Consider the following 13,644-nt stretch of genomic DNA (forward strand, 5'->3'; position numbering starts at 1 on the left):
GGCCTCTGAAGTATCAAACATTACATTTAAGTAATTAATTTTCAAATCTAAAGAGGCACTCTGTTCCATGATTCATACACGGGCATTATGGATAGTTTCAATTCCTTGGCTGTCACACTAAACACCTGTTATTGCGACAACAACAGACTTATACCCCTAACTCACAACACCATAACACACCTCCCATCACTGCTCTCTTCCTACGTCTCCGATCTTTGGAACTGCTACAAATAGCTAACAATTCGCCCGTCCAATGCAGCCTGATCTTTCATAAAAGCATATAAACCAGCCTTATTAAGTAAAGTATCGATACCTATTTCAAAATTCTCGATTCTGCCACTCCATTTATTATGCTGTGGTATTTTACCGTCTTCCTCAATTTGCTTAAGTTCATTTTCATTGAGCTCCGGAAAAATATCATGGCAACCGTATTTATGGAATTGTTCAACCAACACATTCTGATTGGCAGGAACCTTTGTTGACAGTTTAACTGCAACCCCACGCTCCTGATCATTAACCTGCCACAAGTGCTTTAAGTTAAGCTGCTTGATTAATGCGTCACTTGGCATCTCGATCGAAGAATCAGCCTCATATCCCCGATTATTAAACTCTTTAACCCCACCTACCGGAATGGTCAACACATCTGTTCCTGCCAAATCACTAATCTGTTCCGCGGTTCTTATACTTGCTGCAATCAGTTTGGTAGTGGCGTAGCCCCTTTCATTTACTTTACGCAGACACTTCTGCGCCTCAGCTGTTACTTTTTCACCAATATGGCCGGCAGTTGTAAAACCGTTGTTCGCAAAATAGGCGCCCACCCTGCCAACAAACACATTGGAATAAGCTGGCTTGGCAATCATACTTGCCAAAACATTCTGACGCACACTGAAGCATAAAGTCATATTAACAGGAATTCTTTCGTCATGTAATTTTCGGGCGGCAATTAAACCTGCTGCTGTAAACGGCACTTTGATAATAAACTGTTCTTTACACAACTCAAACAAGCGCTTTCCAACCTGGTATGTCATTTCAATATCATGGGCATAATCGGTGTGCAATTCAACACTTACCTTACATTTAAACGCTTTAGCCAAACGCAAACCATGGATCGCATTAAGGCAAAATGCCACTTCATTCACTTTTTCTTCCTGGCTTAAGCCATTAAGTTGTTTTCCTACGTCGTTAATAACAGCATCATAAACACCTTTCTGCACTTCGGCATTAAGCAAGGTATTATTGGTTGTTAATGCCGAAAATTCATTGGTCCACAATTGCGAAACGGCATCAAAATCACCGGTGTCCATCCATAAATTACTGCCCGAGCATAGTAGCTTAGACCAGTTATTATCAGATTCTGCTTGCTGTGGATGGGTTTGATGTTGATTGACAACATCGAAAAGAAATTGATCAGGTATTGAATTTTTCATAGTATGGAGGATTGATTGTAATAAATTTAACAGATACTTTTCTGTAATTCAAGACCCGGGCAATATTTAAAATTGATAAAAATCAGCTCTTAAGCTCTGTTTTTTTATCTCAAAGGAGTAGTTCGATAATGCCACCTTCCTTACATTTGTCAATGTAAATCAATTAATATGATGGAGTCAATCAGAGAGATATATAAAATCGGAAGCGGCCCTTCCAGCAGTCATACAATGGGCCCCAAAAAAGCTGCGGAATTGTTTATAAAACGTCAGCCCGATGCTGCTTCATACAAGGTTACTCTTTATGGAAGTCTGGCTGCTACCGGTAAAGGCCACTTAACAGATTATGCCATCGAGCAGGTATTTGAAAAGAAGCAATTGCCTTTAAGTGTTGAATGGAAACCGGATGAGTTTCTTCCGCGCCATTCCAATGCACTTACCTTTTACTCGTTCGATGCGGATAACAAGGAAACTGATCGATGGACTGCCTACAGTGTTGGAGGAGGAACTATTATTGATGACTTCACGCAGGACGAAACAAAAACCGTATATGAACTCACCACTCTTGATGAAATTTTAAAATGGTGCGACACTAACGGCAAACACCTTTGGGAGTATGTTGAGGACGTTGAAGGACCAGAAATATGGACATACCTGGAGAAAGTCTGGAAGGTCATGAAATCGGCCATCAAAAAAGGTTTAGATGAGGAGGGTGTATTACCTGGCGCTTTAAAACTTCCCAGAAAAGCAGCTTCTTACTATACAAAAGCGAAAAACTTCAGTGGACGCATGGAGCGACGTTCAATGATTTTTGCCTATGCACTGGCCGTTTCTGAACAAAACGCGGCAGGTGGGACCATCGTAACAGCACCAACCTGTGGGGCCAGCGGGGTATTGCCGGCTGTTCTTAAATTTGTTGAAAGCTATTACGAAACATCTGATAAGAAGATTCTAAGAGCACTGGCAACTGCCGGTCTGATTGGTAACCTGGTTAAGTACAATGCCTCCATATCTGGTGCAGAAGTTGGCTGTCAGGGTGAGGTTGGAACAGCCTGCGCTATGGCTTCGGCTGCTGCCACTCAATTATTTGGGGGAACAATCTATCAAATTGAGTATTCAGCCGAAATGGGACTGGAACATCACCTGGGATTAACCTGTGATCCTATTGCGGGTTTGGTTCAAATACCTTGTATCGAACGTAATGCTTTTGCTGCAGCCCGGGCCCTTAATCATAATACCTATGTTTTATTGTCAGACGGACGACATCGGATTACCTTTGATGAAGTGGTTAAAGCAATGAAGCAAACCGGACACGACCTGCCAAACATATACAAGGAAACATCAACCGGAGGTTTAGCAGTATTTCATCAGGCAAGAAACATGATGGATTAATTATAATAAACAGTAAGAGGCTCAAACGAGCCTCTTTTTTTTAACGTTTATTATGGTAATCCCCGGTTGTTACATAATCAAATTTTCCTATATTTAATCTTACTAAACCAAACACATTAAATCATGGAAGTCTTATCAAATGCCGCAGTTATCTGGTTTATAGCCGGGGCTGTTTTACTACTACTCGAGTTTATAATCCCGGGGGTTTTTATCTTATTTTTCGGTGTCGGTGCATTAATTACCGCACTCTGTGTTTACCTGTTTGAACCATCGTTGGCTGTACAGTTCCTCATTTTTAGCGCTACATCAGTCCTTTCACTTATTTTTCTGCGATCATTTCTTCTCAAAAAACTATACAAAATGCCCGATCTGGTTGACGATCCGGATGAGGAGTTTGTTGGTGAAGTGGGTGAATGTATCAGTAACATTCATCCTGAATCTGATGGAAAAGTAGAATTCAAAGGTACAACATGGACTGCTTCGGCAGGTGTTGAAATAATTGCCGGCGCAAAAGTCAAAATCATCAGAAAAATAGGCCTCATACTTGAAGTTGAGCCAACTTAATTTTAAACCTCTAATTATTTTCATTTTATGGATGCACAAAGTATTGTATTAATTGCGGTTATCGTCGTAATTGTAATCATTCTTCTATCTTGTATTAAAATCGTACCTCAACGTTCTGCATACATCGTTGAACGCTTGGGTAAGTTTAACGGAACCTTAACGGCAGGATTCCACTTTTTAATGCCATTCCTGGATAAAGTATCGTACAAACACACACTAAAAGAAGCCGCCATTGATGTTGCTTCTCAGTCATGTATTACCAAAGATAATATTGCAGTGGAAGTAGACGGCGTATTATACCTGCAGGTAATTGACCCGAAAAAAGCTTCATACGGAATTGACAACTATGGCTTTGCAGCCATTCAAATTGCTCAAACCACAATGCGTAGTGTCATTGGTCGTCTCGACCTGGATAAAACATTTGAAGAACGCGAAACCATTAACACCAGTATTGTTGAAGCTGTTGATAAAGCAAGTGACCCATGGGGAGTAAAAATTACGCGCTATGAGGTAAAAAATATTACTCCTCCGCAAAGCATTAAAGATGCCATGGAAAAGCAGATGCGTGCTGAACGTGAAAAACGTGCCATGATCGCTGAATCGGAAGGTCAGAAACAAGCTAAGATAAATGTTGCTGAAGGTGATAAACAAGAGTTGATCGCCAAGTCGGAAGGTGAAAAACAAAAACGAATCAATGAAGCCGAAGGTAAAGCTGCTGAAATTGAGTTTGTAGCCACTGCTACCGCTAAAGGTATTCGCGAAATCGCCGCTTCTATCAATGAAAAAGGTGGCATCGATGCTGTTAATCTTCGCGTAGCTGAACAGTACCTGGGTGAATTTGGTAAATTGGCGAAAACCAATAATACCATGATCATTCCTTCTAATATGTCTGATGTTTCAAGCATTATCGCTACTGCCACATCTGTATTAGATCAAACAAAAAAATAGTCATGTAATTCAATGACTTAAAAGCGGACTTAGGTCCGCTTTTTTTATCTACATAAATAAATTTCCGAAAGCATTTGTAAGTTACTTAGCTTTCTCAACATTATTATTATATAATCTGATTATATTTGACACTAATAAATCAAACCTTATTCTTTACGACTTTTTTGAAAATGAATGAATGTCATATGAATAAAACAAATTAAGAGAAACGAATGGGTTAAGAAGTAACTCTGAATTCCCTGCATGCTTTGCTTATATCATTGCAAACTTTGCATGAAACTTATATTGTGAACAGCACTTTTACATATGTCTTTATGGAGCTTATCAACTACGACGGAGTTCTGTAAATACTCACAATTGACTCATTGAATAAAATTAGTACAAAAGACTTCATGAAGAAAAGGGCAACAATTCTTTTGTTAGCAGGCGTTGTAATTCTGTTATTGAGTTTTTTATTAAAAAAGGCCGATAACTACACATCAACAAATGAATACTGTAACAGCTGTCATGTGCATGACCATGCTCATGCGTCATGGATGGAATCTGTTCACTACAACACAGCCCCGCACCTGAAAAAAACACGATGTGTCGATTGCCATTTACCACCTAAAGGACAGGCATACTATAAAGAAAAACTCAAAGCCGGCGTGCGTGATCTCTATGCCTTTCATTTTAAAGACAGCAGTGAATATAACTGGTCTGCCAAGTCACAAATTGAACATGCCAGCCTCCACACTTTTAAAGAATCCTGCATACGATGTCATCCAAAGTTATTTCCGGTGAAACTGTCTGAAAACGGAGAAATGGCTCATTGGCATTATACACGGAATAAGGAAGAGATGCATTGTATTCAATGCCATATAAACATTGGTCATGGTAATGAGGCCAAAGCTACGCATAACAGGTCCTTCCTTAGAGATAATTCAGGTGTGGATACCACATATGCAGAAGCGGCAACAATAAATACTTTTAGCTCTTATACCGAAACCATACCTGGCAGTGATGTCGCTTTCAGGATGATCGCTGTTAAAGGGGGAGCACATCATTTACAAAAGGACACATTCATTAACAATTTCTTTATTGGTGAGATTGAAGTCAGCTGGAATGAGTACTTTCTTTTCCTGTCTGAAACAGAAGCTGAAGGACGGCATGAGAATCAGGAACTGGATGGAATATCAGGAGCTACACCACCATGGGGAAATCCGGATCAAGGCTGGGGGTTTGGTAAACGACCAGCAATTACCATGACACACCATGCCGCCCTAACGTATTGCCGTTGGCTATCATTAAAAACAGGCAAAAACTATCGACTGCCAACTTCATTGGAATGGGAGTTTGCTGCTACAAAGGCCATACGCGATACAGATATAAACAATCAAATAGCCAACACAAATAATACTCATACAATAGAGCCTGGCTCCATACAAGCCGATCAACTGGGTACGAAGCACCTGTTTGGCAACGTTAAGGAATTCTGCAGTGATGCTGCCGGCAATAATGAATTCATCATTAAAGGTGGCTCCTTTAAATCTGATATAAACGAACTCTCACCTCAATTGTCCGAAACAACACAGCATAAACAATGGCTGAAGACCGATCCGCAGATTCCTAAGAGCATCTGGTGGTATTCCGATTGTAATGATGTAGGATTTAGAGTAGTTTTAAGCTATCAACCTGAGCAAAAAAATTAGTTATGAGTTATTCGCGTCGCGACTTCATCAGTAAAAGCCTTTTGGCTGGCAGCCTCACATTAGCAACGGGTGCATTAAGCTGCCAGCGAAAAAAAAATGAATCAGCCTTATTGTCAGAAGCGCCTGACGGCAAAATACTTAAGGCAGGACTCGTAGGATGTGGCTCAAGAGGAACCGGGGCGGCACTCAACTTTCTTGATGCTGGTCCATCTCTTGAAATTGTTGCTTTGGGCGATGTATTTAATGATAAGCTTTCTACTTGCAGGGCCAATTTAAAATCGGAAAGAAATATAGAGATCGATTCGGAGAGATGCTTTGTTGGCTTTGATGCTTTTGAAAAAGTAATTGATGCCGGTATCGATATCGTGATACTGGCAACACCTCCTTACTTTCGACCACAACACTTTGAAGCGGCCGTAAAAGCAGGTAAGCATGTTTTTATGGAAAAACCTGTAGCTGTTGATCCCGTTGGTGTACGTTCGATTTTAATTAATGGTATTAGAGCTGAAGAAATGGGCTTATCAGTTGTTACCGGCACTATTAAACGGCACCAGGAAGATTACCTGGCTACATACAATAAAGTGAAGCTAGGCGCAATTGGAGAGATAACTTCAGGTAATTGCTATTACAATCAGGGTAAACTTTGGCATGTTAACCCCAAAGCTGAATGGAGTGAACTGGAAGCAATGGTTCGTAACTGGGTTAACTGGACCTGGTTATCCGGCGACCATATCGTAGAGCAACACATTCATAACCTGGATCTGATGAATTGGTTTATTGGCAGCCCCCCGCTTAAAGCAACAGGCTTTGGTAGTCGTCATCGACGAACGACCGGTGACCAGTACGATAACTTCAGTGTTGATTATATTTACCCTAACAATGTTCATGTGCATAGCATGTGTCGGCAAATTAACGGCTGCTCCACCAATGTGAGTGATTACTTAAGAGGTACGCACGGCTATACCAATTGCGAAAACACCATTTTTGATCAGCAGGACCAGGTTAGATGGAAGTATCCCTTAAACGAAAAACAAAGCAACGATCGCTGGTACTTCTTCTGGAGAGCCTTTGTCCAGGAACATGTCGACCTGGTAAGCGCTATCAGAACAAAACAGCCGATTAATGAAGCCAGACAAATAGCTGAATCCACATTAACAGCCATTATGGGACGTATTTCGGCCTACACCGGTAAAGAAGTAACGTGGGATGAAATGATGAATAGTGAAATTAAGCTTGGACCGAAACATTTTGTAATGGGAGATGTAAACATTGATAAAACCATTCCAGTACCAGGACAATAGTGGAAAAAAACACAGATATATCATGCCCCGAATGCAGGTCTTCCTGGAACAAAGATGACCTGATCAGAAGCTGTTGCAATTGCTTTTGCTGTACCGGCTGCGAAATATACATATGTAGCGAATGCCAACATGAAATTACTATTCGTCCAATTGGCAATCCTCCTGAAATTAAGTACAATAAAGAATAGTTTTAATTTTTCTTCCTATTCATGGTAGGGTAAAACTCCTGCGATACGGTAAATGAGTAAACAAGTAAAACTTAAAACTCATTACCATGACAAAGAAACTATATCTGTTGGCAGTTGCCCTGTTTTTAATCTCTTCAATAGTTACAGCAAACAATCCGGTTAAGAAAAGACAAGTTAATCAGCAGGCGCGAATCAACAATGGCATCGCTACGGGCGAACTAACAAAAGCTGAAACCATACAGCTACAAAAGCAGCAAATACATATCAACCGCACCAAAAAAGCGGCCAGAGCCGACGGTGTTGTAACCAAAAAAGAACGTGCAGTCATTCAGCACAAGCAAAATAAGGCAAGCGCCAATATCTATCGTAAGAAACACAATAAGATCAGTCGTTAATTAATACTAATACTCTTATGCTGCAATTCGCTATACTCTCAATTATACTTAGTGCCTTTATCCTTGTTCACATGTGGAAATGGGGAATAAGTGATACAAGTAAAAAACAATACAAAAAGCCATCCAAAGAAGTATTCTCATTTAAGAATGGTGCTTTCAAATACGAAGAACAGGAACTGTAATTAAAAGACTTTTTTCATAACCTTGGATTTATATTCAATAAACTGTGCTCAATGTAATAGTTGAGCCAGTTTTCTACTCATGCAACGCACAAGTCGGATAATCTTTTATCCGGCTTGTCTTGTTTAAGTATGTGCCCTCATGCCTGAGCGTTTTTTTTGATAATCCTGATTAATTACATTTTTTTAACGTTTACGGCTATTCCAGCAATAAACCATCATCCATGTGCCTTGTTTACTTTTAGGCAGTTAAAACATTTTCGGCAAATAAGCAGAACCTTTTAATTTACTGTTAATTTGTCTATTTTTGCGCCGTTTTAACAGATGATTATAAAGCAAATACACAAAAAGATTTAAATATTATCACATGAGTAAGAAAACGATTTTGATCATCCTTGATGGATGGGGATACGGAGACCACTCGAAATCAGATGGTATCTTTACAGGTGAAACGCCATATTTCGATAGTTTGGTTAAGAATTACCCAAACTCTCAGTTACAAGCCTCTGGCGAAAATGTTGGTTTACCTGACGGACAGATGGGTAACAGTGAAGTGGGTCACCTTAACATTGGTGCCGGACGCGTTGTATACCAGGATTTGGTAAAGATCAACCGTGCATGTGCCGATGGTTCAATTGCTCAAAATCCGGAAGTTGTTAAAGCTTATTCATATGCTAAAGAAAACAACAAGCAGATTCACTTCTTAGGTTTATTATCTAAAGGTGGTGTGCACTCAAGCCAGGAGCACCTTTATAAATTATTAGATATTGCCAAAGAATACGGTATTGAAGAGCGTGCTTTCGTTCATGCTTTTATGGACGGACGTGACACTGACCCGAAAAGTGGTAAAGGCTTTATGGCTGAATTGCTTCAGCACATGGACAAATCAGGTGGTCAGGTAGCGTCAATGATCGGTCGTTATTATGCCATGGATCGCGATAAGCGTTGGGAACGTGTGAAAGAAGCCTACGACCTGATGGTTAACGGAACAGGCAAAGCAACGACAGACATCCTTTCTGCAATAGATGAGTCGTACGCCGAGGGAGTGACCGATGAATTTATCAAAGCCGTTAGCCATGTTGATGCTGAAGGCAAGCAGGTTGGAACCATCAGTGAAGGTGACGTTGTTGTATTCTTCAACTTCCGTAATGACCGCGCACGTGAAATTACCCAGGTATTAACACAACAAGATATGCCTGAAGAAGGAATGAAAACTATTCCTTTGCACTACTGCACAATGACTCCTTATGATGCTACTTTTGAAGGCATGCATATTTTATTTGACAAAGATAACGTGTCAAATACAATTGGAGAAGTTGTTGCCAATGCCGGCTTAAAGCAGTTACGTATTGCTGAAACAGAAAAGTACGCTCACGTAACATTCTTCTTTTCCGGTGGTCGCGAAGCTGTGTATGAAGGTGAAGATCGTATCCTTGTTAACTCACCAAAAGTAGCAACTTATGATTTACAGCCTGAAATGAGTGCTCACGAAGTAAAAGATAAGATCGTGGCTGAGTTAAACCAGAATAAATATGATTTCATTGCATTGAACTATGCCAATGGTGACATGGTTGGTCACACAGGTGAGTACGATGCAATTATGAAAGCTGTAAAAGCTGTTGATGAGTGTCTTGAAGCAACTGTTGAAGCTGCCAAAGCAAACGGTTATGAGGCTATCATTATTGCAGACCATGGTAATGCCGACAATGCGATCAACGCCGATGGTTCTCCAAACACGGCCCACTCGCTGAATCCGGTTCCTTTCATTTGGGTAACTGAGCGTCAGGGTGAAATTAAAGATGGTATTTTAGCTGATGTAGCACCTTCAGTTCTTCGCTTAATGAACGTTGAGCAACCAGAAGAAATGACTGGTAAAGCATTGATCGAACTGAAGTAATTATACTAGACAGATAATAAAAGTGGCTGTTCCTGATAAACGGAACAGCCATTTTTGGATTTATGGTGATTGATGCCCTGAGGCAAAATACCCGATATTTCAAACCAAAAACAGAAGAGCAGCGGACACTGTGATAAAGCGACATGTGTGAAAAAGGTTTTTCAGTTTCAGGTCCAGTATTTAGCTTGCTGATCCGGCCAATCTCCTTTTCTCCGGTTTATCAAATTAACAAATCGCCAAATCCACAAACAAAACATCCACTACAGCGTTTCATACAAAAATTGCATTGATGAACCAGCACAAAAGAAAAGATCTAAAAGCGGTAAACGTGACCGGTAACCGGCTTTTAAGCGATGGTGTCCATTACATATCTGTTGAGAAACCCTTTGCTTTTAAAGCAGGACAGGTAATTGCCGTGGCAATGGATCCAAATGATGAACCACGCCTCTACTCCATTGCATCAGGTACACACAAAAAACATCTCGGTATTCTTTTTGATGTGAAACCTGAAGGAGAGTTAACACCTCCATTATCGCTTGTCAAAGCTGGTGACACACTTTATATTTCAGAACCATTTGGGAAATTTTTATGCCAGGATACGCCTGCCACATGGATTGCCACAGGTACCGGCATCGCCCCATTTATATCACTGGTTGAATCAAAACAAGCTAACAATGTACAATTATTACATGGTTCACGTACTTTGGATAAATTCTTCTTTCAGGATTACCTGGAAGAGCAATTGGGCAGTCACTACCTCCGCTTTTGTACAACTGAGTCCAATGAAAAAACAATAGAAGGTCGCCTGACAGGCTATCTGCAAAATACGCAGGACCTGCCAACCAATAATAAATACTATCTTTGCGGCAGTTCGCAAATGGTAATAGATGTCAGGGAAATTTTGATCGCCAGAGGCGTTGCTTTTGATAATATTATAGCAGAAATATATTTTTAGAAATGAGTAAAGAGGCATTATACGGAAAAACGCTCAGTGAGTTAAAGGCATGTGTGAAAGAGTTGGGTTTGCCCGCATTTACCTCTAAGCAGATTGCTGATTGGTTGTACAAAAAACACGTAACAACCATTGACGACATGAGTAACTTGTCGAAAAAAGCAAGAACTCAATTGAATGAGAAGTATGAGATAGGCTTAATGCCACCACAATCGTTTCAGGAATCGATCGACGGCACAAAAAAATACCTGTATCAAACAAGCAACCAGCAGTTTATTGAAGCCGCTTATTTACCTGAAGAGAATCGCAATACCTTATGTATCTCATCTCAGGTTGGCTGTAAAATGGGCTGTTTATTTTGTATGACTGCTCGCCAGGGCTTCCAAAAAAACCTGACAAGCAATGAAATACTGAACCAAATCGCCAGTTTACCTGAACGTGACACATTGAGCAATGTGGTGTACATGGGCATGGGCGAACCAATGGATAACATTGATAACGTGCTCAAAAGCCTCGAGATTATTACAGCCGATTGGGGCTATGCCTGGAGTCCGCGTCGTATTAATGTATCAACCATTGGCGTAATACCTGCCATGCGCCGTTTTATTGAAGAGTCGGAAGCCCACCTGGCCATTAGTCTTCATTCCCCTTTTAATGAAGAGCGCAAACAGCTCATGCCAATCGAAAATGTTTATACTGCCGAAAAACTGGTTGAAGCCTTACGTGATTATGACTTTGGTCGTCAACGTCGAATCTCATTTGAATATATCATGTTTAAAGGTGTCAATGATACGGCTCAACATGTGAAGGGCCTGCTTCAGTTGCTTAATGGAATTAAATGTCGAATTAATTTGATACATTTTCACCCGATACCCAATTCTCCACTTGAGGGAAGCGATTATAAAACCATGGAATTTTTCCGCGATAAATTATCCCAGAAGGGTATCACCACTACCATCCGAAAATCAAGAGGTGAAGATATTTATGCCGCATGCGGTTTACTTTCTACCAAGAAACTATTAAAAGAAACCAACGAAAAAGATTATTAGGCATCTTAGCAAAATTGGGGCATGGCATAAAATTCAGTCAACAGCCATTGCAGGTGATAAACTACAATTGAGCGTCTGTAAAAAAACACTCCCCAATAAGCATTGAGTATACTTGATTTAATGGACTTTATCAATTAACAAATTACTTACCGGGCTGTAAAACCGAGGCGATATACCTGCCAGACCAGACCTTCGCTAATTCTTCTTATTGTTTATTCTTTTCTGTCGATACCTGACGGTACTCAATACATAAAACTGTAAAAGCATAGCACTTTGCCTGCTTAATGTTTTAATCAAGTTAAACTCGTACCAAACTCAAATTAAACTCAGACTAAACTCAGACTAAACTCAGACTAAATTCGACTCGAATTGAATTTGATATGAATTTAGTCTGTATTAAATATGTATGTACATCTAAATTGCTAGCTTATTATCATAGAGTAGAAACTATCTGATTTAGTAATGAGATCAGATGATATTTTAAGCCAAACTCTTATTGAGTTGTGAAACGCGGTTAGTAGTTAACAACATCAAGAAACAATCGATTTAATGCCTCCCGGAGTTTCTGAACAGATACTGGTTTTATCAATAGTTCTTCTTACTTTTGACTAACAAACATAAAAATCATGAAGACGTTCCCATTAACAATATTGCTATTCACAATACTATTCGTAGCTTGTGGTCCGGGGCAGGAAGAATTGGCTAAAGAGAAATATAATCGTGCAGAACAACTGTTTAATCAGAAGAAGTTCAACGATGCTAAATTAGAGATTGATTCCATTGAAGAATTGTACCCGAACCAAATTGAATATATTACACGTGGTAATGATCTTTTACGAAAGATCACCATCGAAGAACAACGGCAAAACCTGGTTTTTCTCGACAGCATGTTACAGGTAAAGCAATCTGAACTTGAACCTTTGATGAAGAGCTTTATTGAATCCTCTGACTATGGAGCTAAAAAAATCCTTATTCATAAACGACAAAAACCAGAAAACTCCTATGGCAGAACTTATTTGAGAGCACACCTTGATCTGGAAGGTAATTTCTACATTTCGAGCCGCTACACAGGTGCCGAAAGAATTTATCACGACCAGATAAAAGTCTATTTCAGCGGTAATAACGCATTGAGCGAAGTAATTAAAGAAGATGGTTTTAACAACCGTCATTTTGAAGATGGCGAAACTCAATGGGAAGTTGTTAACTTCAAAGACGGCAAAGACAATGGTGTTATTGACTTTATAGCCAACAACGCCAACCAGTCACTAAAGGTACAGTTCAGAGGTAAAAAATACTATTACATTGTAATGGAAAAATTTGATAAAGAAGCCATTCGTGATGGTTATGAAATCTCTTTTGTTCTTAAGGAAATAAAACGAATAAAGGAAGAAGTTGACAAGGTTAAAGCGGAGCTTGGCAGACTTAATGCATAGAGAAAAAATAATACATAGCCAGAGAGGACGTTTAACTTTAAGTTAGCCCAAAGACAGCTAAGAATTACGCAAAGGTCGCAAAGTGCAGATAATAATACGATGCATTTTGCGACCTTTGTGCACTTTCTCTTTTGCAATCTTTGCGAAAATGTTTTTATGTATAAAACCCTCTTTTGGGCTCAATATTTCTTTAATTCCTTAATTCTTAAACGTTAACTTCAAAATCACCTT

The 13,644-nt window shown here is 39.8% G+C and carries 12 protein-coding genes; 11 read left to right on the top strand and 1 reads right to left on the bottom strand.

Features of this window, described 5'->3' with window-relative positions; translation table 11 throughout:
• Positions 1 to 224: 224 nt before the first annotated feature.
• On the bottom strand, positions 225 to 1,427 hold the full coding sequence (locus ACRD69_RS12400; RefSeq protein ID WP_430815412.1) for a transaldolase family protein: 1,203 nt from the start codon (positions 1,425 to 1,427) through the stop codon (positions 225 to 227).
• A gap of 168 nt (positions 1,428 to 1,595) precedes the next feature.
• Here ACRD69_RS12400 and ACRD69_RS12405 point away from each other — a divergent pair, with 168 nt between their 5' ends.
• The 11 genes from ACRD69_RS12405 to ACRD69_RS12455 all read left to right on the top strand — a co-directional run bounded on the left by ACRD69_RS12405 (position 1,596) and on the right by ACRD69_RS12455 (position 13,413).
• Complete coding sequence (locus ACRD69_RS12405; protein ID WP_430815413.1) at positions 1,596 to 2,816, top strand: L-serine ammonia-lyase; 1,221 nt, start codon at positions 1,596 to 1,598, stop codon at positions 2,814 to 2,816.
• A 123-nt stretch (positions 2,817 to 2,939) separates the two neighbouring features.
• Positions 2,940 to 3,380: an NfeD family protein gene (locus ACRD69_RS12410; protein WP_430815414.1), complete on the top strand. Its 441-nt coding sequence runs from the start codon at positions 2,940 to 2,942 to the stop codon at positions 3,378 to 3,380.
• A gap of 27 nt (positions 3,381 to 3,407) precedes the next feature.
• Positions 3,408 to 4,328 carry an SPFH domain-containing protein gene (locus tag ACRD69_RS12415; protein WP_430815415.1) on the top strand — a complete coding sequence of 307 codons (921 nt, stop codon included), beginning with the start codon at positions 3,408 to 3,410 and terminating at the stop codon, positions 4,326 to 4,328.
• A gap of 392 nt (positions 4,329 to 4,720) precedes the next feature.
• Positions 4,721 to 6,019, top strand: a complete 1,299-nt coding sequence (locus ACRD69_RS12420; protein ID WP_430815416.1) for a NapC/NirT family cytochrome c — start codon at positions 4,721 to 4,723, stop codon at positions 6,017 to 6,019.
• A gap of 2 nt (positions 6,020 to 6,021) precedes the next feature.
• Positions 6,022 to 7,320, top strand: coding sequence for a Gfo/Idh/MocA family protein (locus tag ACRD69_RS12425; protein ID WP_430815417.1), 1,299 nt, complete (start codon positions 6,022 to 6,024; stop codon positions 7,318 to 7,320).
• Between the two features lie 274 nt (positions 7,321 to 7,594).
• Complete coding sequence (locus ACRD69_RS12430) at positions 7,595 to 7,903, top strand: hypothetical protein (protein WP_430815418.1); 309 nt, start codon at positions 7,595 to 7,597, stop codon at positions 7,901 to 7,903.
• Between the two features lie 17 nt (positions 7,904 to 7,920).
• Positions 7,921 to 8,085 (top strand): hypothetical protein, encoded by a 165-nt coding sequence (locus ACRD69_RS12435; RefSeq protein WP_430815419.1) that lies wholly within the window; start codon positions 7,921 to 7,923, stop codon positions 8,083 to 8,085.
• Between the two features lie 364 nt (positions 8,086 to 8,449).
• Positions 8,450 to 9,979 (top strand): 2,3-bisphosphoglycerate-independent phosphoglycerate mutase, encoded by a 1,530-nt coding sequence (gpmI, locus tag ACRD69_RS12440; protein ID WP_430815420.1) that lies wholly within the window; start codon positions 8,450 to 8,452, stop codon positions 9,977 to 9,979.
• Between the two features lie 289 nt (positions 9,980 to 10,268).
• Complete coding sequence (locus ACRD69_RS12445) at positions 10,269 to 10,934, top strand: ferredoxin--NADP reductase (protein ID WP_430815421.1); 666 nt, start codon at positions 10,269 to 10,271, stop codon at positions 10,932 to 10,934.
• 2 nt (positions 10,935 to 10,936) lie between these two features.
• On the top strand, positions 10,937 to 11,980 hold the full coding sequence (rlmN, locus tag ACRD69_RS12450; RefSeq protein ID WP_430815422.1) for a dual-specificity RNA methyltransferase RlmN: 1,044 nt from the start codon (positions 10,937 to 10,939) through the stop codon (positions 11,978 to 11,980).
• A 626-nt stretch (positions 11,981 to 12,606) separates the two neighbouring features.
• Complete coding sequence (locus tag ACRD69_RS12455) at positions 12,607 to 13,413, top strand: outer membrane protein assembly factor BamD (protein WP_430815423.1); 807 nt, start codon at positions 12,607 to 12,609, stop codon at positions 13,411 to 13,413.
• Positions 13,414 to 13,644 lie beyond the last annotated feature (231 nt).

The sequence above is a fragment of the Carboxylicivirga agarovorans genome (assembly GCF_050589845.1).
Classification (GTDB): Bacteria; Bacteroidota; Bacteroidia; order Bacteroidales; family Marinilabiliaceae; genus Carboxylicivirga; species Carboxylicivirga agarovorans.

Excerpts from the sequence above, each read along its gene's own strand:
- ACRD69_RS12400 (WP_430815412.1), bottom strand. The coding sequence starts at position 1,427 with ATGAAAAATTCAATACCTGATCAATTTCTTTTCGATGTTGTCAATCAA.
- ACRD69_RS12405 (WP_430815413.1), top strand. The coding sequence starts at position 1,596 with ATGATGGAGTCAATCAGAGAGATATATAAAATCGGAAGCGGCCCTTCC.
- ACRD69_RS12410 (WP_430815414.1), top strand. The coding sequence starts at position 2,940 with ATGGAAGTCTTATCAAATGCCGCAGTTATCTGGTTTATAGCCGGGGCT.
- ACRD69_RS12415 (WP_430815415.1), top strand. The coding sequence starts at position 3,408 with ATGGATGCACAAAGTATTGTATTAATTGCGGTTATCGTCGTAATTGTA.
- ACRD69_RS12420 (WP_430815416.1), top strand. The coding sequence starts at position 4,721 with ATGAAGAAAAGGGCAACAATTCTTTTGTTAGCAGGCGTTGTAATTCTG.
- ACRD69_RS12425 (WP_430815417.1), top strand. The coding sequence starts at position 6,022 with ATGAGTTATTCGCGTCGCGACTTCATCAGTAAAAGCCTTTTGGCTGGC.
- ACRD69_RS12430 (WP_430815418.1), top strand. The coding sequence starts at position 7,595 with ATGACAAAGAAACTATATCTGTTGGCAGTTGCCCTGTTTTTAATCTCT.
- ACRD69_RS12435 (WP_430815419.1), top strand. The coding sequence starts at position 7,921 with ATGCTGCAATTCGCTATACTCTCAATTATACTTAGTGCCTTTATCCTT.
- gpmI (WP_430815420.1), top strand. The coding sequence starts at position 8,450 with ATGAGTAAGAAAACGATTTTGATCATCCTTGATGGATGGGGATACGGA.
- ACRD69_RS12445 (WP_430815421.1), top strand. The coding sequence starts at position 10,269 with ATGAACCAGCACAAAAGAAAAGATCTAAAAGCGGTAAACGTGACCGGT.
- rlmN (WP_430815422.1), top strand. The coding sequence starts at position 10,937 with ATGAGTAAAGAGGCATTATACGGAAAAACGCTCAGTGAGTTAAAGGCA.
- ACRD69_RS12455 (WP_430815423.1), top strand. The coding sequence starts at position 12,607 with ATGAAGACGTTCCCATTAACAATATTGCTATTCACAATACTATTCGTA.